Below are 19,287 nucleotides of genomic sequence, written 5' to 3' on the forward strand. Positions count from 1 at the left end.
GAACACATGGCAACCGAAATCCTGATGCCCGCCCTGTCGCCGACCATGGAGGAAGGCACGCTGGCCAAATGGCTGAAGAAAGAGGGCGACACGATCAAGGCCGGCGACATCATCGCCGAAATCGAAACCGACAAGGCCACGATGGAATTCGAGGCGGTCGATGAAGGTATTCTGGGCAAGATCCTTGTGGCCGAAGGGTCGCAAGGCGTGGCCGTGAATACCCCCATCGCCGTCATGGTCGAAGAAGGCGAGTCGGTGGAAGACGCCGCCCCCCGCGCCAGCGCACCCGCGCAGGCCAAATCCTCGGACGAGGAAAAAAAGGCCGACGATCAGCCTGCGGCTTCGGCGGTCGAGCAGGTGAAAACCCCGCAGCCCGACGACAGCCCCGACTGGCCCGAAGGCACGCCGATGAAGACCATGACCGTCCGCGAAGCCCTGCGCGAGGCCATGGCCGAAGAAATGGAACGCGACGACACCGTGTTCCTGATGGGTGAGGAAGTTGGCGAATATCAGGGCGCCTACAAGATTTCCCAAGGTCTGCTGGACAAGTTCGGCCCGCGCCGCGTGGTCGATACCCCGATCAGCGAAATCGGCTTTGCCGGTATCGGCACGGGTGCCGCGCTGGCCGGTCTGCGGCCCATCGTGGAATTCATGACCTTCAACTTCGCCATGCAGGCGATGGACCACATCATCAACTCGGCCGCGAAAACGCTGTATATGTCGGGCGGTCAGATGGGCTGCCCCATCGTGTTCCGCGGCCCGAACGGCGCAGCGGCCCGCGTGGCGGCGCAGCACAGCCAGGATTACGCCGCCTGGTATGCGCAGGTTCCCGGTCTGAAGGTCGTGCAGCCCTATTCCGCCGCCGACGCCAAGGGTCTGCTGAAAACCGCGATCCGCGACCCGAATCCGGTGATCTTCCTTGAAAACGAGATCCTGTATGGCCGCAGCTTCGAGGTGCCGGACCTGCCCGACTTTACCATCCCGTTCGGCAAGGCCCGCGTCGCCCGCAAGGGCAGCGACGTGACCATCGTCAGCTTTGGCATCGGCATGGCCCATGCGCTGGCCGCTGCCGACAAGCTGGCCGAGGATGGCATCGACGCCGAGGTGATCGACCTGCGCACCCTGCGTCCGATCGACTATGACACGGTGATCGCCTCGGTGATGAAAACCAATCGCTGCGTGACCGTGGAAGAAGGCTTCCCGGTGGCCAGCATCGGCAACCACCTGTCGGCCTATATCATGGAAAACGCCTTCGATTACCTTGATGCCCCGGTCATCAACTGCACCGGCAAGGACGTGCCCATGCCCTATGCGGCCAACCTTGAAAAACTGGCGCTGATTACGGCTGATGAGGTCGTGGCGGCGGTCAAAAAAGTCACCTATCGGTAAGGGGGAACGATCATGGCAACCGAAATCCTGATGCCCGCCCTGTCCCCCACGATGGAGGAAGGGACGCTGGCCAAATGGCTGGTTAAAGAGGGTGATACCGTCAAATCCGGCGATATTCTGGCCGAAATCGAAACCGACAAGGCCACGATGGAATTCGAGGCCGTCGATGAAGGCATCGTCGGCAAGATTCTGGTGGCCGAAGGGTCCGCCGGGGTCAAGGTGAACACGGCCATCGCCGTGCTGATCGAAGAAGGCGAAAGCGCGGATGATCTGCCCGCGCCCAAGGCGCAGGCCGATGCCCCCGCGCCCAAGGCCGAAGCCGCGCCTGCTGCGGCGGCGGCCCCTGCGGCGGCAGCGCCTGCCCCTGCCGCCCCCAGCCGGGATGGCAACCGCGTCTTTGCCTCGCCTCTGGCGCGGCGGATTGCGGCGGAAAAGGGCATCGACCTGTCGGCGCTGAAAGGCACCGGCCCGCACGGCCGGATCGTCAAGGCCGATGTCGAAGGCGCCAAGCCCGGCGCGGCCGCCGCCCCGGCTCAGGCAGCCGCCCCGGCCGCCGCTGCCCCCGCTGCCGCCAAACCGGCGGCTGGTCCCTCGGCTGAAACCATCCTCAAGATGTATGAAGGCCGCGAAATCGAGGAGGTCGCCCTCGACGGGATGCGCCGCACCATCGCCGCCCGTCTGGGCGAGGCCAAGCAGACCATCCCGCATTTCTACCTGCGCCGGTCGGCCAAGCTGGACGAGCTGATGAAATTCCGCGCCACGCTGAACAAACAGCTTGAATCGCGCGGGGTGAAACTGTCGGTCAACGACTTTATCATCAAGGCCTGCGCACTGGCCCTGCAAGAGGTGCCCGACGCCAATGCCATCTGGGCCGGCGACCGGATCGTAAAGCTCAAGCCCTCGGATGTGGCGGTTGCGGTTGCGGTCGAAGGCGGGCTGTTCACGCCGGTGCTGAAGGATGCGCAGCAGAAAACCCTGTCGGCACTGTCATCGGAAATGAAAGACCTCGCCAACCGCGCCAAGTCGAAAAAGCTGGCTCCGCATGAATATCAGGGCGGCAGCTTTGCGATTTCCAACCTTGGCATGTTCGGCATCGAAAACTTTGATGCGGTCATCAACCCGCCTCATGGCGCGATCCTTGCCGTTGGCGCGGGCATCCAGACCCCGGTGGTCGAAAATGGCGAAGTCGTGGTGCGCAACGTCATGTCGATGACGCTTTCGGTCGATCACCGCGTGATCGACGGTGCCCTTGGCGCGCAACTGCTGCAAGCCATCGTCGCCCATCTGGAAAACCCGATGGGGATGCTGGCCTAAGGCGGCGCGTCAACCAGACACATCGGTCCGGGGCCACCCCGGACCGATCCTAGAAATCCACCGTTACACCCGGCAGGTTCAGCGTGGCGATCAGATCGCGCAATTCCTGACGCGCGGCGATATTCGACATCGACAACTGTTCCGTGCCGATGTCGCGCAGGTCCAGCAGGGTCAGCCCGCGCGGGAACAGCTCGCGGAAAATCACCCGTTCCGAAAAGCCCGGCGCGACGCGGAAACCGATGCGCTTGGACAGGCTGGACAGTGCGCCGCCGACCTTGCGCTTGTTGTGCATGGCCTGCGTGCCCAGACGGTTGCGCAGCACCAGCCAGTCAATCGGCCCGGCCCCCGCCTGCGCCCGCATCTGCCGCGCCGCCCAGACCATTTCGGCATAGATCGACGGGCCAAGCACTTTGCCATCGGGCGACATATGCGCCAGCAGGTCGAAATCGACGAAACTGTCGTTCATCGGCGTTATCAGCGTATCGGCCAGCGTATGGGCCATCTGGCTTAGCTTGGTGTGCGATCCGGGGCAATCCAGCAGGATAAAGTCGCACTCGGGTTCCAGTTCCGTCAGGGCAGGGGACAGCGGGTCGGGGCCATCGGCCAGCGCGCCCAGCCGGGGGGTCGGCAGATCCAGCCCCTCGCGTTTCAGGAAATGCGCCCGGTTTTCCAGATAGCGGCCAAAGCTGCGCTGGCGCACATCCAGATCCAGCGCGCCGACGCGATGCCCCATCCGGGCCAGCGCGGTGGCCACATGCATCGAGGTGGTCGATTTCCCCGACCCGCCCTTTTCATTTCCAACGACGATGATATGCGCCAAAGGTCTGCCTCACATGAACCGGGGCGACCCTAGCGGCCATGCCCGATGTTGAAAAGCCGGGCCGGGCGTGAAAGCTGTGGACAAGCCCGTAACCTGACGTGCAGGATGCGGGACGGCAGGACGAGTGATGATTACGCAAAAGACCAAATACGCGCTCAAGGCGCTGGCGGTGCTGACCGATGAATATGACGCCGGCCGCAAACCCTTGCAGATCGAGGAAATCGCCCGCCGATCCGGTGCGCCCAAGCGGTTTCTGGAACATATCCTGCTGGAAATCCGCAATGCCGGGATTTTGCGGTCCGTGCGCGGGCGCAATGGCGGCTATGCGCTGGCGCGCGATCCCGCGCAGGTGCCGCTGTCTGACCTGCTGCGCCGGATCGACGGGCCGCTGGCACCGCTGCCCTGCCTGTCCACGAAATCCTATCAGCGGTGCGAGGATTGCGCCGACGAAGAAAGCTGCCGCGTCCGCCGCCTGTTCGCCGAGGTGTTCTGGTCTTACCTGCTGCTGCTGGAATCGCTGACGCTGGCCGATCTGCGCGGCAACAAGATCGACAGCCTGCCGGAACTGCCCGAACTGCCCCAAGGGCAGCACGCCGGATAACCGGCGCGGCCCGCGATGGTGCCGGGCCGCGCCTTGTTGCCCCTCAGGCCGCCGTGCTGCGGCGGCGCAGCGCCGCCAGCCCGCCCATGGCCGCCAACAGCGCCCACCCCGCCGCAGGCAGCGGAACCGGCGCCGGGATGGGGGCCGCCGCATAGGCCACCCGCCGCCCCATGGCATCAAGATAGCCGATCAGCAGGTCCGGTTCGTCGGTCTGCATCATGGTCACGCCCAGACCGGCCCAGAACCCGAAGGAACCGTCCAGATCGCCCAGAATAAAGGCGCGGTGGTCGCCTCGCCCGCCCGCGCGCATATCCGGTTCCTCGGGAAAGCTGAGCGTGTTGACCCACAGATGCACGTTATGGGCGGTCGCCAGATCCAGCGCATCCTGATTGAACAGCACGCCGCCATCGCTGGTCAGCGCCCCGCCGCGATAGGTGTCGCGGCCCTGAATGACATCAAAGCCAAGCGTGTCATAGATCGCCGCAAGGTGGTCATGGCCCGAGATCAGATCGTCGCGCACATTCGGCATCAGTTGAACCCCGGTGCCCAGTTCCGCCTGCACCTCTAGCGCGGTGTCCAGTTGCGCGGGGCTGTTGGCGGCGATGGTGGTGACGACGTAATCGGTCATCCCGACGCTTTCGGCGACATCGTAAATATCCCTGATGCTGTCCGCGCCGACCTTGTTATCAAGGTTAATCATGACCTGCCCCTTGGCCGCCGTCAGAAACTGTGCCAGCGTCGGCACGGTTTCCGCGGTTTCCACCCGATCCGGGCCGGACAGCAGCTTGCAGCCGCTGATCGCGGCAAAACTGGTATCGGCCACCGCGCCGGTGCAGTTGGTCGCCCGGTCCAGCGTGTCGTCATGGCTGACCACGAACACCCCGTCCAGCGTGCGGCGCACGTCGATTTCCACCATATCGACGCCCAGCTCGACGGCCCGGTTCAGCGATGCCAGCGAATTTTCGGCCACCACCTCGACCCCGCCTTCAAAGGCCGCGCCACGATGAGCCACAACCATGACGTGATCGCGCCAATCGTTGGCGTTACGGAAACGCTCCAGGATCTGGTCGGCGCGCAGAGGCGCGGCCAAGGCGCTGCCTGCGCCTGCGACAAGGGCGGCGGCACAGAGAAACGCGGCAGAGAATGTACGGAAAATCATCGGGTTATCCTTGGGTGGCTGGGGAATATGCGTGATGCCGCACAATGCCCGATGATTACGAAACAGGCATGACAACGGGGTGGCGAATAATATCTATCGCAGCGGTCGTCTTTTTTCTTGCTTAAGACGACGAATCATGTCGTAATTAACCCATCGCAAGAGACCGCAACCAGAAGGAGGAGATGCGATGACGATGTTTACGCGACTTTCGGCCCTGTTCGTGAACGCCCGTTGCGTCCCGGCGGCGGTCTCGGTGCGGCTGGTCGATTTGTCCACCGGCCAGCCTCACCGGATCAACGGCCTTGCCCTGTCCGTGCGCACCGACACCCCCGACGAGGTGATGGCGCAACTGATGCGGGGCCGTGATCCGGCGCGATGGCGGGCCGAGGTGGTCGGCGGTCCGGTCTGACCACGCCCGCGCCCTGAACCGGCTGGCACCCGCGCGGGGTGCCGGCACAGATCGACAGGATGTTTTCAGCGGAGGAACTGAAGATGCACCATTTCGTCATGTCGGGCCTTGCGCCCTATGCGATGCCGATCCCTTACGATGAATATGATGACCTGATCCGGCGCGATGGCGGCGAACTGGCCACCATTACGATCGCCGGAACCCAGTCGGCCCAAGGCTCGGTGCTGCGCCGTTACTGGGATGGCCGCGTGACCATCGACGCGGGCGGGCGGCAGTTGACCGGCTATCCGGTCGGCGCCACCCCGGCGGTCAAGACCGGGGGCTGGCTGCACCGGCTGCTGGACCGCGCCTGAGCGGCCACGCATGGGCAGACGCCGCCTGTATCGGCGGCGTCTGTCTGTCGGGCGCGGGGTTAATCGCTGTCGCCGGGGTCCGGCGCGCGGCTGATCCGCTCGGTTATTTCGCGCAGGCGGGTCAGGGCCTGTAATGTCACCGGCAATTGCACCGCAGCTTGCAGGAATTCCTGCGAATAGCTGACGACCGAAAAGATCGTGCCGGGGCTGCCGCCAAGCCGGGTGGCCGCGAACCAGATGTTAAAGGCCAGCATTGACAGCAGCACCAGAAAGATCAGCCCATAGACGATGCTTTCGGTATCTGACAGCCGCACCTCTTGCCGCCGCAGCCGCAGGAAATGCGCGGCGATGCGGCGCGGGCTGTGGCTGTCCAGCGCGCTGACCTGCCCTTCGGCGGCCTCGTTCAGCGCGCCGTTCAGGCGGAAAAAGCGCGGCGCGGCGACGGCATAGATCAACAGCATCACCACCAGCGCCCCGGCGGAACTGACCGCCAGATAGCCGTGAAAGAACAGCAGCACCGCCACAGAAACGACAACCTGCACCAGCGATGTCATGGCCTCGGGCGCGGTGTTTTCCAGAAAATCCACCAGTTCGCGGCCCATCAGAACCCGCGCGTTCCTGACGCTGACCGGATCACTGGCTGACCGCGCGGCCTGCACCTTGCCCAACTCGACCCGGATGGTGCCGTAAACCCGCGTATCATACAGCCGCCGCAGCGTCGCAATGGCCATCAGCCCGAACAGCATCAGCAGCAGATGCCGGAACGAGGTTCAGTCGCCGTTCACCAGCCCGTCAATCGACCAGCCGATGAACAGCGGCATCAGCGCAAACAGCGCCGTTTCCAGCAGCGTCAGCACCCAAGTGATGCCGACCTGCCACCAGAACACGCGAAACAACCTGCCAACCGACAGCCGATCCTGCATTCCCAGCGACATAAGCAATCTTTTCCGAATGAAAACGCCGCCCCAAGGGCGGCGTTTCCGTGTTCGCGCGTTTTCCGTGCTGGCCGGGGATCAGAAGCCCAGACCGGCGTATTTGTTCTTGAACCGGGACACGCGGCCGCCGGTGTCCATCAGCTTGGCCGAACCGCCGGTCCATGCCGGGTGCGAGGTCGGGTCGATGTCCAGCGCCATGGTGTCGCCTTCTTTGCCCCAGGTCGAACGCACCTGATAGGTGGTGCCGTCGGTCATCTTGACTTCGATCAGGTGATAGTCGGGGTGAATATCGTTGCGCATCGCCGATCTCCTTATGCGTCAGCTTTGGGCTTGTAGTTGGTTTTTTCGGCGATCCGGGCCGATTTACCGCGACGGTCGCGCAGGTAATACAGCTTGGCGCGGCGCACGCGGCCACGGCGCACGACCGTGATCGAATCGATGTTGGTCGAATACAGCGGGAACACACGTTCCACGCCTTCGCCGAACGAGATCTTGCGAACGGTGAACGAGGCGCTGATGCTGCTGCCGCCCTTGCGGCTGATGCAGACGCCTTCATAGTTCTGGACGCGGGTGCGGGTGCCCTCGGTCACTTTGTAGCCGACGCGCAGGGTGTCACCGGCCTTGAAATCGGGGATGGTCTTGCCAAGCTCGGCGATTTGCTCGGCTTCCAGTTGGGCGATCAGGTTCATCGCAATTCCTTTCATGTCTCGCGGCGGTCCCGCGATTGGTCTGATGCGCCCGAGAGCTGTCGGTCCTTTGTCGGGTCCATACGGGTTTCGTATGCCCGCCACAGGTCGGGGCGGCGTTCCTTGGTCAGCCTTTCGGCCTGCTGCGCCCGCCAACTGGCAATAGCCGCGTGATTGCCGGACAACAGAACATCCGGTATCGCACGGCCTTGCCATTCAGCGGGCTTCGTAAACTGCGGATGTTCAAGCAGACCTTCGGAAAAGGATTCCTCGGCCAGCGACGCCTGATTCCCCAGCACGCGCGGTATAAGCCGAACCGTCGCGTCGATCAAGACCTGAGCGGCCAGTTCGCCCCCGGTCAGGACGTAATCGCCGATGCTGATTTCCTGCACATTGCGGGCATCCAGAACGCGCTGGTCCACGCCCTCGAACCGGCCGCAGATCAGCGTCATCCCCGGCCCCATGGCCAGATCGCGGGCGCGGGCCTGCGTAAAGGGCGCGCCGCGCGGCGACAGATAGATCACCGGCAGGGCAGGGTCGGCCTGATCCAGCGCGGCGGCCATCACATCGGGGCGGATCACCATGCCCGCGCCGCCGCCTGCGGGCGTGTCATCGACATTACGGTGCCGCCCGATCCCGTGTTCGCGCAGCGGGATGGTGCGCAGGTTCCACAGACCTTCGGCCAGCGCGCGCCCGGTCAGCGACAGGCCAAGGATGCCGGGAAACGCCTCGGGGAACAGGGTGATGACATTGGTCGTCCACGCGCCGCGCACCTGCGGTTCGGCCATCAGGTCGCGCGGTGTCGCACTGGCGCGGATCGACAGGCGGCCATGGGATTTCATGCGGGCACCTTTCCGGCAGGGGGCAGCAGCGCGCGTTTGGCCTGCGCCAGCGCGTCGCCACCAAGGGCAGAGCGGTTCAGTTCCAGCATCCGCCCCGTCAGCGCATGGTCCGAGCGGTGCAGATGCGGCACCTGCGTCAGCCGGTCGTGCGCGCCGGGCGGCAGGCGCAGGAAATCGACAAAGGGCTGCGCGATGCCAAAGCGTTCGGCGGCCAGCGTGGCGATGTCGGTCGCCATGACCGTCGCGCCGGGCACGGTCAGCGTTGCCGCCCGCTGCGCCAGCGGCCAGCGGGCCAGATCAGCGGCCAGATCGGCGGGGCTGGCGGTCATGCGCGGCCCGCTGAGCCGCCGGGCGTGATGGGCGTGGATGCTGCGCGCCCAATCGGCCTGATCGCGCAGCGACAGGTGGATCATTACCTCGGTTGCGGCGATGGTGTCGCGCAGCGCGGCAACCACTTCGGTCAGGATCGCGGCGGCCTGAGGATAGGGCGCGTCATCGCCGCGCGGCATCGGGCCGATCAGGTTTTCGGCGCTGATGATGACATCGCGCGGTGTCTTGCCGGGACGGGCCAGCGACAGCCCGCCGATGAACTGCCGCATCTCGTCGCCAAGGGCGGCCAGATTGTGGGGCGAAGGTGCGCGGGTCTGGGCAAAGGCCAGCCGCGTCAGTTCAGTGATGCGGGCAGGCAGGATCAGCGCCGTATGGGGCCAGATCAGCGGGCCATTGGCCCACAGGAACTGCTGCACGCTTTTGGTGCCGGTCTTGTGAAAACCGGGGTGCAGCAGGACGCGGCTCATTCGTCGCTGTCCGGCGGGTCGGCGACGATGCGGCGCGCGGTCAGATCGACGGTCGGCACGGCGGCGCGGGTAAAGGGGATCAGCATCGGATGCGGGCCGTGAACGTCCAGCATATCGCCCGCGCCATGGTCAAAGACGGCGCGCACGCGGCCCAGAATGCGGCCGCCGGTGTCCACCACCTCCAGCCCGATCAGGTCTGCGTGATAGAATTCATCGTCGGGCAGGCTGGGCAGCGCATCGCGCGCGGCCCACAGGGTCACGCCCTTCAGCGCCTCGGCATCTTCGCGTGTGGCAACGCCCGACAGCCGCGCCCCCAGCCCGCCAGTCACGGGCCGCGTCAGCCGGATGGTAAAGCTGCGCCCGCCGTCCTCGGTGGTCAGCGGGCCATAGGTGGCGATGTCGGGGGGATTGGCGCAGAAACTTTTCAACCGCACCTCGCCCTTGACGCCAAAGGCGCCCGCGATGGCGCCCACACAGATCCGTTCGGTCATGTCAGCCCCCGGCACAGCCCGCCGCGAACCGCCCCGCCCGCGTCAAGGCAGGCATCCGCAGCCAGCCAGCGTTCAACGCCGATCCCGGCCGCACAGCCCGCAGCAAAGATGATGGCGACCAGCAGCAGGCGCATCGAACGCTCCTGTCAGAAAGAAAGGCCCGCCCGGTCGGGGCGGGCCATGGCGATTATTCCGCGTCGGCCTCGGCCGGGGCGGCGGCGCGCTCGGCCTTTTTGGCGGCGCGTTCCTGAGCGGCCTTGCCCGGCTCGCCTTTTTTCAGGTTCTTGCGGTCGGCCTTGGGGCGGGTGCCGGCAGCTTCCAGAAAGCGGGCCACGCGGTCGGTCGGCTGCGCGCCCTGATCCAGCCAGTGCTGAACGCGCGTCATGTCCATTTTCACGCGATCTTCGCTGTCTTTGGGCAGCAGCGGGTTATAGGTGCCCAGCTTTTCGATGAAACGACCATCGCGCGGCATCCGGCTGTCGGTTGCAACGATGGCGTAGTGCGGGCGTTTCTTGCTGCCGCCGCGGGCAAGACGGATCTTCATGGCCATTGGGTTTCTCCTTTGAATGGCGGGTTGGGGCAAGGCCCCCTCAAGATTGGAAACTTTCGTGATGGCGGATCACCTCGGCGATCACGAAGTTCAGGAATTTGCGCGCGAATTCCGGGTTCAGGTCGGCTTCGCGCGCAAGGCGTTCCAGCCGTTCGATCTGCGCGGCTTCGCGGGCGGGATCGGACGGCGGAAGATCGTGTTCGGCCTTGAGCACACCGACGGATTGGGTGTGCTTGAACCGTTCGGCCAGCGTATAGACCAGAATGGCGTCCAGCCGGTCGATGCTGGCGCGGTGATCGGCCAGCAGAGTGGCGGCACGGGCGGTTGGATCGGTCATCGGTCGGCCTTTGTGGCAAGGTTGCGGCGGGCGGCGGGCATGTCGGAGGAAATGGCGCGCATCATGCGGGTTCCTGCGGATGACGCCAGACGTTCAGGATGCCAAAGGGGCTTTCCCAATCGCCCTGCCGCTGACAGCCGACACGCTGCGCCAGTGCGGCGGAACGGTCGTTCGGGATCGGCACGAAGGACACCAGCGGCGCCATCCCCTGTGCGGCGGCCCATTTGCGGGCGGCAATCGTGGCCTCGGTCGCGTAGCCGTGGCCTTCGAACCCCTCGAACAACTGCCAGCCCAGTTCCGGTTCGGGCCAGCCCAGATGCTGGATGATGCCGACACTGCCGATCACCTGGCCGGTGGCGCGCAACTCGACCATCCAATAGCCAAAGCCCATCAGCGCCCAATGGCCGGGCAGGGCCAGAAAGGTGAACCAGTTTTCAAACCGATCGCGCGGCCCGCCCACAAAGATGCTGCGCACGTCCGAATAAAAGGCGTCATACGCATCGAAATCCGCCAAGCGCGGTGCGCGCAGGATCAGGCGTTCGGTTTCCACAACCGGGATATGATCGGTCAGTGTCGTCATTTCTTGCCAAACATCCCCGACAGCCCCGAGGGCAGGCCCATGCCGCCAAGCTGGCCGCCAAGGCCGCGCGGGTCTTGCAGCATTTTGGCGGCTTCGGCCATTTTCGCCGGGTCGGCGCTGGCCATGTCGGGCAGGCCGCCGCCCTTGCCCATCATGGCGCGCATGGCCTGACGCATCATGCCGCCCTTCATCTTGCCCAGCTTTTTCATGGTGTCGCCCATCTGCCGTTGCATCTTCAGCAGGCGGTTCAGTTCCTGCACGTCAAGGCCGGCACCGGCGGCGATGCGTTTCTTGCGGCTGGCTTGCAGCAGGTCGGGGTTGGCCCGCTCCTTTTTCGTCATCGCGTTAATCAGCGCGATCTGGCGGCGGATCATGGTGTCGTTCATGCCCGCGTCCTCGGCCTGTTTGGCCATCTTGGCCATGCCGGGCATCATCGACATGATCGACTGCATCCCGCCCATCTTTTGCATCTGTTCCAACTGGCTGCGCATGTCATTCATGTTGAACAGCCCCTTCTGGAACCGCTTGACCATGCGTTCGGCCTGCTCGGCCTCCAGCACCTGTTGCGCCTTTTCGACCAGCGCAACAATGTCACCCATGCCCAGAATGCGGCCCGCGACGCGCTGCGCGTCGAAGGATTCCAGCGCGTCCATCTTTTCGCCAAGGCCGACAAAGCGGATCGGCTTGCCGGTGACGGCGCGCATCGACAGGGCGGCACCGCCGCGCCCGTCGCCGTCCATCCGGGTCAGCACCACGCCGGTGATGCCCACCTTGCCGTCGAATTCGGTGGCGACGTTCACCGCGTCCTGCCCCGTCAGGCCATCGACGACCAGCAGGGTTTCGCGCGGCTGAGCGATGTCGCGCACGGCCTGCACCTCGTCCATCAACTGCTGGTCGATGTGCAGACGGCCCGCCGTGTCCAGCATGAACACGTCATAGCCGCCCAAGGTGGCCTGCTGTTTCGCGCGCCGCGCGATCTGCACCGCCGATTCGCCCGGCACGATGGGCAGGGTATCGACGCCGATCTGCTGGCCCAGAATGGCCAGCTGTTCCATCGCGGCGGGGCGGTTGGTGTCGAGGCTGGCCATCAGCACGCGCTTTTTCTCGCGCTCTTTCAGGCGGCGGGCCAGTTTTGCGGTGGTGGTGGTCTTGCCCGAGCCTTGCAGCCCGACCATCAGGATCGGCGCGGGCGGGTTGTCGATGCGCAGCGCGTCGTCGCCGTCTTCGCCCGCCAGAACCTTGATAAGTTCGTCATGGACGATCTTTACCACCTGCTGGCCGGGGGTGATGGATTTCGTCACCGCCGCGCCGGTGGCCTTGGCCGTGACCGATTTCACGAAAGACCGCGCGACGGGCAGCGATACATCCGCCTCGAGCAGGGCGGTGCGCACCTCGCGCATGGCGGCGGTGACGTCATCTTCGGTCAGGGCACCCTGTTTGGTCAGCCGGTCGAAGACGCCGCCAAGACGGTCGGACAGATTTTCGAACATGGCGGTCCTCCTGCGGGCCAAAACACCAATTGCCCCCGTGGGCGCAGCCGCGCTGACGGGGGGCGATCCCCGCATCGGACGGGGACCGGAAGGCACATCCTTCCGGGAATTGCGGCGCTGATACGCAAAAACGGCCCGCGAGTCAACGCCGGGCCGTTTTCCGTCATCCGCAGCGGATCAGGCGGCGATCTGGTCCAGCGCGGCCTGTGCGCGGGCCAGACCGGCATCGCGATCCATCGCCAGCCCGTCGGCGGGCACGAAGGTCACATCGGTGATGCCCAGAAAGCCCAGCATATGCCGCAGATAGCCCGAGGCGTAATCCAGATCCGACCCGATGGGCGTGCCGGCGGCGGTATAGGCGATGATCGCGCGCTTGCCTTTCAGCAGACCTTCGGGGCCAGCCTCGGTATAGCGAAAGCTGATCCCGGCGCGGGCGATCTGATCCAGCCAGTTCTTCAGCTGCGCGGTGATGGTAAAGTTATAGACCGGCACGCCGATCACCAGAACATCGGCGGCCTGCACCTCGGCCAGAAAGGCGTCCGAGGTGTCGATCAGCGCCTGCTGCTCGGCGGTCGGGTTGGCCGGGGCCAGACGCACGGCCTTGAACCAGTCGGTGTCGATGGCGGGTACGCCTGCGTTCAGATCGCGATAGGTCACGGTCGCATCGGGGTTCTGCGCGGTCAGGCGGGCCACGATGTCGGCGGTCAGCTTGCGCGAGACCGAGGCTTCGCCGGTGATGGCGCTGTCGAGGTGAAGAATGTTCATGGTCGGCTCCTGTCGAATGGGTTGATGGGGAAATAGAGCTTTGCGATTGTGAACGAAACAGCGATAAACGCGCAGGTTCTGTTCGGAAATGCACAGATGGACAATTGGGATGACATCCGCGTGGCGCTGGCCGTTGCGCGTCAGGGCACCATCAGTGCTGCTGCGGCGGAGCTGGGCGTTCACCACGCCACGGTGATCCGCCGCATCGACGCGCTGGAACAGCGGCTGCGCGTGCGCCTGTTTCAGCGCAACCCGCGCGGCTATGCCCCGACCGAGGAAGGCCGCATTCTGCTGGAATCCGGCAGCGGGATCGAGGAACGGATCGCCCAGATGCACACCCGGATCGTCGGCGGCGGGGCGATCGAGGGGGCGCTGACCGTGACCGCGCTGCCCGATCTGCACTGGCTGATCCTGCCGCGCCTTGCGCCTCTGCTGACCGCTCATCCCGGTCTGCGGCTGGATTACCAGACCGACGCGCGCCTGTTCCGGCTGTCGGCGGGCGAAGCCCATGTGGCGATTCGCGGCGCGGCAACCGCGCCCGACGATCCCGATTATGTTGTGCAGCCGTTTCTGCGGTTGCGCACCGGGCTGTTCGCCGCCCCCGGCTTTGCGCTGGCCGGTGATCCGGCGCGCAACCGCTTTGTTCTGGCGGGGGATACGGCGCGGGGCGCGCCCTATATGCCATGGGTGCAGGCGCATGTGCCGCCCGATGCGCAGGTGGTGACGGCGAATGAGCCATCGGCACAGCGCGCGGCCATCGGCATGGGGCTGGGCGTCGGCTTTCTGTTCGCCGATCTGGCCACCGGGCTGGTGGAAATCGCGCACCGCCCCGAATGGGACAGCATTCTGTGGCTGGTCACGCATGTCGATCTGCACCGCAGCCCCAAGGTGCAGGCGGCACTGGCGGCGCTGAAATCGGGATAGCCATCTGCCCGCGCGCAGGCCAAGGTTGCGGGCAAGGAGGAACCACCATGACCCAGCCGATCAGCCGCTTTACCGTCCCCGATCTGGACAGCCTGCCCGACGACATGCGCGACGCGATTCTGAAGGTCGCGGAAAAGTCGGGCTTTATCCCGAACATCTTTCTGGCGCTGGCCCACCGCCCGGCTGAATTCCGCGCCTTTTTCGCCTATCACGACGCGCTGATGGACAAGGACGAGGGGCTGACCAAGGCCGAACGCGAACTGATCGTCGTCGCCACCTCTGGCCTGAACCGCTGCCAGTATTGCGTCGTGGCCCATGGCGCGATCCTGCGCATCCGGGCGAAAGACCCGCTGATCGCCGATCAGGTGGCCATCAACTGGCGCAAGGCCGATCTGTCGGCGCGCCAGTTCGCGATGCTGGATTACGCCGAAAAGGTCACGCTGGACGCAGGCCGCATCACGCAGGCCGACCATGACGCGCTGGCCGCTGCGGGCTTTACCCCCGACGAGGTATGGGACATCGGCGCCATCGCGGCCTTTTTCGGTATGTCGAACCGGCTGGTCAACGCGGGCGACATCCCGCCCAACCCCGAATTCTATCTGCTTGGCCGGGCGTGAGCGCGCCTGCCCGGACCCGCATCGCAAGCCTGCGCGGCCATGCGGCGATGCTGCTGTTTTCGGCGCTGGTCGCCGGGTCGTTTTCGCTGGGCGTGCGGGCCGCCAACCTGATCGAGCCGTCCGCCATCAGCGCCGCCCGGCTGGCGATTGCGGCGGGGTTGCTGGGCGGTCTGGCGCTGGCCGGGCCGGGTCTGCCGCGCACTGTCTTTGCCGCGCCGTGGCGATACCTTGTCGTGGGCGGGTTGTTTGCGGCCTATTTCGTGCTGATGTTCGAGGGGCTGAAAACCGCCCCCGTCGTATCGGCCAGCGCGGTGTTCACGCTGACCCCGATCATCACCGCGGCCTGCGGCTGGTGGCTGATGCGACAGCGCACGACCCGGCGCATGGCCGCTGCACTGACCCTTGGCGGGGCGGGGGCGCTGTGGGTGATCTTTCGCGGCGATCCCGCCGCGCTGATGCGGCTGGACCTTGGCCGGGGCGAGGCGATCTATCTGATCGGCTGCGTCGCCCATGCGCTCTATACACCGATGGTCCGGCATCTGAACCGGGGCGAGCGGCCGCTGCAATTCGCCTTTGGCACCCTCAGCGCCGCAGCACTGATGCTGGTGATCTGGGACCCCGGCGCGCTGACCGCCACCGCATGGCTGGCCCTGCCCGCCATCGTCTGGGTGACGCTGATCTATATCGCCGTGTTCGCCACCGCCGGCACCGCCGTGCTGCTGCAATTCGCGGCCCTGCACCTGCCTGCGGCCAAGGTGATGGCCTATACCTACCTGACCCCGGTCTGGGTCATCGCCATCGAAGCCGCGCTGGGGCAGGGGGTGCCGGTCTGGTCCGCCGTGCCGGGCATCTGCGCCATCATCGCGGCGCTGGTGCTGTTGCTGAAAGAATAGCCCGCCCGCACGACCGGCCCACCCATCTGTCACGCAGCTTTTTCTAAGGTGACATGGCCTTGTCATATCGCCGCGTCAGCATCCTGCCGTTAACCTTTTCAGCACATGGATGAAAAAGATGAAAACATCGCTGACCGTTGTGGCGCTGGTCTCGGCGCTGGTGCTGGCCGCGCCCGCCACCGCCGCCACCTTTGGCACATTGACGGGCGAAGCGCCGCTGGTCGTCGCGCATCGCGGTGCCTCGGGCTATCTGCCGGAACATACGCTGGGCGGGTATGAGCTGTCGATCCGGCTGGGTGCCGACTATATCGAGCCGGACCTGCAACTGACCGCCGATGGCGCGCTGGTGGCGATGCATGACACCACCATGATCCGCACCACCAATGTGCAGGATGTCTTTCCCGGCCGCGACAGCTATCGCGTATCGGATTTCACCCTGGCCGAGATCAGGCAACTGACCGTCCAGCCCTTCGGCCCGCAGGCCGGCCCCGAATATCCGGGCTTTACCCCCTCGATGGCGAATCCCTATCAGGTGCCGACCTTCGACGAGGTGCTGGATTTCCTGACCGCCCATAACGCCGCCACCGGCGACAGCATCGGCATCTACCCCGAGGCGAAAAGCCCGACCTCGGAAACCATGAACCGCCAGATCGTCGAAAAGCTGAGCGCCGCCGGGTTCAGCACCCGCGACGACCGCGCCATCATCCAGAGCTTTGATTTCGACGCGCTGCGTATGATCGGCGAGATTCAGGCCGAAACCGGCGCCAGCCAGTTCCGCGCCGCATTGGGCGGGGCCAGCCTGATCGGCGGCGAATACGCCGTCGGCGGCACGCTGCTGACTGAGATCGCCACCTTCGCCGACGGTCTGGGCGTGTCGATGGGCGGGTCCAGCGCCGCCGTGTCGCTGACGCAGGGCTTTGTCGATGCCGCCCATGCGCTGGGGCTGGCCGTTCATGGCTATACGCTGCGCCCGCTGACCCAGGCCGAATCCGACGCGCAAATCGCCGCGCTGCTGAACCTCGGCTATGACGGCTTTTTCACCGACTACACCGACCGCAGCCGCACCAGCCTGAACGCGCTGGCCCCGGCCCCGGTCCCGCTGCCCGCAGGCGGCCTGCTGATCGCCACCGCCCTGGGCGCGCTGGCCGTGATGCGGCGGCGTCAGGCGGTCTGACCCATCTTTGGTCCGATAAATATCCCACGGGGTGAGGAGGGTCAGGAAAAGGTCCGGTGGACCTTTTCCCCGACGAACGCCCGGCCCTTGGGCCGGGCTGGGGGGTGTGAAACCCCCGGTCCTTCCACCGCAACCTCAGGCGGCCTTTTCATCCGGTTCGACTAGTGCCACGATGTCCATCATGATCCGGTTCAGCTCGAAATCCTTGGGCGTATAGACCCGCGCCACGCCCATGGCGGTCAGGCGCGCGGCGTCGTCGTCGGGGATGATGCCGCCGACGACGACCGGCACATGCGACAGACCGGCAGCGCGCATCCGGTCCATCAGATCCTCGATCAGCGGCAGGTGGCTGCCTGACAGGATCGACAGGCCGACGATATGGGCGTCCTGTTCCTGCGCTGCGGTGACGATCTGTTCCGGGGTCAGGCGGATGCCTTCATAGGTGATGTCCATGCCGCAGTCGCGGGCGCGAAAGGCGATCTGTTCGGCCCCGTTGGAATGGCCGTCGAGGCCGGGCTTGCCCACCACGAACTTCAGCCGCCGCCCCAGTTTCGCGCTGACGGCATCGACGGCCTCGCGGATCGGCTCCAGCCCTTCGGTGCGGTTCGAGGGGCTGGCGGACACGCCGGTCGGGCCGCGGTATTCGCCATGAACCGCGCGCATGATCCCGGCCCATTCGCCGGTGGTCGCGCCCGCTTTGGCGGCGGCGATGGAATAGGGCATGATGTTCTTGCCCGCCCGCGCCGCATCGCGCAGCGCCCCAAGCGCAAGCTGCACCGCCCCTTCATCCCTCCCGGCGCGCCATTCCGCCAGCCGGGCGACCTGATCGGCCTCGACCGCCGGATCAACCACCATGATCGCCCCGTCGCCCGAGGTCAGTGGCGATTCCTCGCCCTGTTGCCAGCGGTTCACGCCGACGACGACGGTTTCATTCGCCTCGATCCGGTTCAGCCGCTCGGCGTTCGATTCGACCAGACGGCCCTTCATGTAATCAATCGCCGCGATCGCCCCGCCCATGTCGTCCAGCAGCGCCAGTTCGTCGCGCGCACCCTGTTTCAGTTCCTCGACCCTGGCGGCGATGACCGGGTTGCCGTCGAACAGATCGCCATATTCCAGCAGATCGGTCTCATAGGCCAGAATCTGCTGCATCCGCAGCGACCATTGCTGATCCCACGGGCGCGGCAGGCCAAGCGCCTCGTTCCAGGCGGGCAGTTGCACCGCCCGCGCCCGCGCGTTTTTCGACAGCGTGACCGCCAGCGTTTCCAGCAGGATGCGATAGACGTTGTTTTCCGGCTGCTGTTCGGTCAGCCCAAGGCTGTTGACCTGCACGCCGTAACGGAAGCGGCGGAATTTTTCATCCTCGATCCCATAGCGATCACGGCAGATTTCGTCCCACAGTTCAGTAAAGGCGCGCATCTTGCACAGTTCGGTCACGAAACGGATGCCGGCGTTCACAAAGAACGAAATCCGCCCCACCATGGTCGGAAATTCCGCCGCCGGCACCTTGCCCTTCAGATCGTCCAGCACCGCAATCGCGGTGGCCAGCGCATAGGCCAGTTCCTGCTGCGGCGTGGCCCCGGCCTCTTGCAGGTGATAGGAACAGACGTTCATCGGGTTCCATTTCGGCAGATGTTCGCGCGTATAGGCGGCCACATCGGTAATCATCGCAAGGCTGGGCTTGGGCGGGCAGATATAGGTGCCGCGCGACAGGTATTCCTTTATCAGGTCGTTCTGCACCGTGCCTTGCAGGGCGGAAATATCGGCGCCCTGTTCCTGCGCCACGGCGATATACAGCGACAACAGCCACGGCGCGGTGGCGTTGATCGTCATCGAGGTGTTCATCTGTTCCAGCGGGATCTGATCGAACAGCGCGCGCATGTCGCCCAGATGGCAGACGGGCACGCCGACCTTGCCCACCTCGCCCCGCGCCAGAATGTGATCGCTGTCATAGCCGGTCTGGGTAGGCAGATCGAAGGCGACCGACAGGCCGGTCTGCCCCTTGGCCAGATTGCTGCGATACAGCGCGTTGGATTTCGCGGCGGTGGAATGCCCGGCATAGGTGCGGAACAGCCAGGGTTTGTCTTTCTGGGTCATCGTCACGGCTCGCAACAATATTACGGTTGAATCACCGATACCGAAAGAATGATGCGCCGTCAATTCG

23 protein-coding genes and 1 pseudogene are annotated in these 19,287 nt (G+C 65.3%); 9 read left to right on the plus strand and 15 right to left on the minus strand.

Annotation, left to right across the window (positions count from 1 at the left end; all coding sequences use genetic code 11):
* Window positions 1–6 precede the first annotated feature (6 nt).
* Window positions 7–1,389 carry a pyruvate dehydrogenase complex E1 component subunit beta gene (locus tag Q4G14_RS02015; RefSeq protein ID WP_303342961.1) on the plus strand — a complete coding sequence of 461 codons (1,383 nt, stop codon included), beginning with the start codon at window positions 7–9 and terminating at the stop codon, window positions 1,387–1,389.
* A gap of 12 nt (window positions 1,390–1,401) precedes the next feature.
* Window positions 1,402–2,703, plus strand: coding sequence for a pyruvate dehydrogenase complex dihydrolipoamide acetyltransferase (locus Q4G14_RS02020; protein WP_303360048.1), 1,302 nt, complete (start codon window positions 1,402–1,404; stop codon window positions 2,701–2,703).
* Between the two features lie 49 nt (window positions 2,704–2,752).
* Here Q4G14_RS02020 and Q4G14_RS02025 read toward each other — a convergent pair whose 3' ends face one another.
* Window positions 2,753–3,523: a division plane positioning ATPase MipZ gene (locus tag Q4G14_RS02025; RefSeq protein ID WP_303360049.1), complete on the minus strand. Its 771-nt coding sequence runs from the start codon at window positions 3,521–3,523 to the stop codon at window positions 2,753–2,755.
* A 127-nt stretch (window positions 3,524–3,650) separates the two neighbouring features.
* Here Q4G14_RS02025 and Q4G14_RS02030 point away from each other — a divergent pair, with 127 nt between their 5' ends.
* Complete coding sequence (locus tag Q4G14_RS02030; protein ID WP_303360050.1) at window positions 3,651–4,124, plus strand: Rrf2 family transcriptional regulator; 474 nt, start codon at window positions 3,651–3,653, stop codon at window positions 4,122–4,124.
* A gap of 43 nt (window positions 4,125–4,167) precedes the next feature.
* Here the strand turns inward: Q4G14_RS02030 and Q4G14_RS02035 are convergent, their stop codons facing one another.
* Window positions 4,168–5,283: a glycerophosphodiester phosphodiesterase family protein gene (locus tag Q4G14_RS02035; RefSeq protein ID WP_303360051.1), complete on the minus strand. Its 1,116-nt coding sequence runs from the start codon at window positions 5,281–5,283 to the stop codon at window positions 4,168–4,170.
* 187 nt (window positions 5,284–5,470) lie between these two features.
* On the opposite strand from Q4G14_RS02035, the gene Q4G14_RS02040 reads away from it, so the two are divergent.
* Together Q4G14_RS02040 and Q4G14_RS02045 are read left to right on the plus strand one after the other, a co-directional pair.
* Window positions 5,471–5,692 (plus strand): hypothetical protein, encoded by a 222-nt coding sequence (locus tag Q4G14_RS02040; protein ID WP_303360052.1) that lies wholly within the window; start codon window positions 5,471–5,473, stop codon window positions 5,690–5,692.
* A gap of 83 nt (window positions 5,693–5,775) precedes the next feature.
* On the plus strand, window positions 5,776–6,045 hold the full coding sequence (locus Q4G14_RS02045; RefSeq protein WP_303360053.1) for a hypothetical protein: 270 nt from the start codon (window positions 5,776–5,778) through the stop codon (window positions 6,043–6,045).
* A 59-nt stretch (window positions 6,046–6,104) separates the two neighbouring features.
* Here the strand turns inward: Q4G14_RS02045 and Q4G14_RS02050 are convergent.
* From Q4G14_RS02050 to Q4G14_RS02105, 12 genes and pseudogenes are all read right to left on the minus strand, one after another.
* Window positions 6,105–6,980: pseudogene (locus tag Q4G14_RS02050) on the minus strand (ABC transporter six-transmembrane domain-containing protein).
* A gap of 78 nt (window positions 6,981–7,058) precedes the next feature.
* Entirely contained in the window at window positions 7,059–7,280 is a 222-nt protein-coding gene (gene rpmE, locus Q4G14_RS02055) for a 50S ribosomal protein L31 (RefSeq protein ID WP_303360054.1), read from the minus strand.
* Window positions 7,281–7,291: 11 nt separating this feature from the next.
* Entirely contained in the window at window positions 7,292–7,669 is a 378-nt protein-coding gene (rplS, locus tag Q4G14_RS02060) for a 50S ribosomal protein L19 (RefSeq protein ID WP_303360055.1), read from the minus strand.
* An 11-nt stretch (window positions 7,670–7,680) separates the two neighbouring features.
* Window positions 7,681–8,508, minus strand: coding sequence for a tRNA (guanosine(37)-N1)-methyltransferase TrmD (trmD, locus tag Q4G14_RS02065; RefSeq protein WP_303360056.1), 828 nt, complete (start codon window positions 8,506–8,508; stop codon window positions 7,681–7,683).
* Entirely contained in the window at window positions 8,505–9,305 is an 801-nt protein-coding gene (locus tag Q4G14_RS02070; RefSeq protein ID WP_303360057.1) for a hypothetical protein, read from the minus strand. Before Q4G14_RS02070 ends, trmD begins: the two co-directional genes overlap by 4 nt.
* On the minus strand, window positions 9,302–9,796 hold the full coding sequence (gene rimM, locus Q4G14_RS02075) for a ribosome maturation factor RimM (RefSeq protein ID WP_303360058.1): 495 nt from the start codon (window positions 9,794–9,796) through the stop codon (window positions 9,302–9,304). Before rimM ends, Q4G14_RS02070 begins: the two co-directional genes overlap by 4 nt.
* Complete coding sequence (locus Q4G14_RS02080; RefSeq protein ID WP_303360059.1) at window positions 9,793–9,930, minus strand: hypothetical protein; 138 nt, start codon at window positions 9,928–9,930, stop codon at window positions 9,793–9,795. The genes rimM and Q4G14_RS02080 overlap by 4 nt, the downstream gene beginning before the upstream one ends.
* A gap of 53 nt (window positions 9,931–9,983) precedes the next feature.
* The gene (rpsP, locus tag Q4G14_RS02085; RefSeq protein WP_303360060.1) at window positions 9,984–10,346 is read right to left on the minus strand and encodes a 30S ribosomal protein S16; all 363 of its coding nucleotides are present in this window, start codon (window positions 10,344–10,346) and stop codon (window positions 9,984–9,986) included.
* 40 nt (window positions 10,347–10,386) lie between these two features.
* Complete coding sequence (locus Q4G14_RS02090; protein ID WP_303360061.1) at window positions 10,387–10,683, minus strand: chorismate mutase; 297 nt, start codon at window positions 10,681–10,683, stop codon at window positions 10,387–10,389.
* A 61-nt stretch (window positions 10,684–10,744) separates the two neighbouring features.
* Window positions 10,745–11,263, minus strand: coding sequence for a GNAT family N-acetyltransferase (locus Q4G14_RS02095; RefSeq protein ID WP_303360062.1), 519 nt, complete (start codon window positions 11,261–11,263; stop codon window positions 10,745–10,747).
* Window positions 11,260–12,753 carry a signal recognition particle protein gene (gene ffh, locus Q4G14_RS02100; RefSeq protein WP_303360063.1) on the minus strand — a complete coding sequence of 498 codons (1,494 nt, stop codon included), beginning with the start codon at window positions 12,751–12,753 and terminating at the stop codon, window positions 11,260–11,262. Before ffh ends, Q4G14_RS02095 begins: the two co-directional genes overlap by 4 nt.
* Window positions 12,754–12,930: 177 nt before the next feature.
* Window positions 12,931–13,518, minus strand: a complete 588-nt coding sequence (locus Q4G14_RS02105; RefSeq protein WP_303360064.1) for an FMN-dependent NADH-azoreductase — start codon at window positions 13,516–13,518, stop codon at window positions 12,931–12,933.
* Between the two features lie 96 nt (window positions 13,519–13,614).
* On the opposite strand from Q4G14_RS02105, the gene Q4G14_RS02110 reads away from it, so the two are divergent.
* The 4 genes from Q4G14_RS02110 to Q4G14_RS02125 all read left to right on the plus strand — a co-directional run bounded on the left by Q4G14_RS02110 (window position 13,615) and on the right by Q4G14_RS02125 (window position 17,126).
* Window positions 13,615–14,442 (plus strand): LysR family transcriptional regulator, encoded by an 828-nt coding sequence (locus Q4G14_RS02110; RefSeq protein WP_303360065.1) that lies wholly within the window; start codon window positions 13,615–13,617, stop codon window positions 14,440–14,442.
* A 47-nt stretch (window positions 14,443–14,489) separates the two neighbouring features.
* Window positions 14,490–15,059: a peroxidase-related enzyme gene (locus tag Q4G14_RS02115; protein WP_303360066.1), complete on the plus strand. Its 570-nt coding sequence runs from the start codon at window positions 14,490–14,492 to the stop codon at window positions 15,057–15,059.
* A gap of 47 nt (window positions 15,060–15,106) precedes the next feature.
* The gene (locus Q4G14_RS02120) at window positions 15,107–15,952 is read left to right on the plus strand and encodes a DMT family transporter (RefSeq protein WP_303360092.1); all 846 of its coding nucleotides are present in this window, start codon (window positions 15,107–15,109) and stop codon (window positions 15,950–15,952) included.
* 118 nt (window positions 15,953–16,070) lie between these two features.
* Window positions 16,071–17,126: a glycerophosphodiester phosphodiesterase family protein gene (locus Q4G14_RS02125; protein WP_303360067.1), complete on the plus strand. Its 1,056-nt coding sequence runs from the start codon at window positions 16,071–16,073 to the stop codon at window positions 17,124–17,126.
* A 135-nt stretch (window positions 17,127–17,261) separates the two neighbouring features.
* On the opposite strand, the gene Q4G14_RS02130 is transcribed toward Q4G14_RS02125, so the two are convergent.
* Complete coding sequence (locus tag Q4G14_RS02130) at window positions 17,262–19,220, minus strand: protein meaA (protein WP_303360068.1); 1,959 nt, start codon at window positions 19,218–19,220, stop codon at window positions 17,262–17,264.
* Window positions 19,221–19,287: the final 67 nt, after the last annotated feature.

It is taken from the genome of Paracoccus sp. (in: a-proteobacteria), from assembly GCF_030538755.1.
GTDB lineage: Bacteria > Pseudomonadota > Alphaproteobacteria > Rhodobacterales > Rhodobacteraceae > Paracoccus.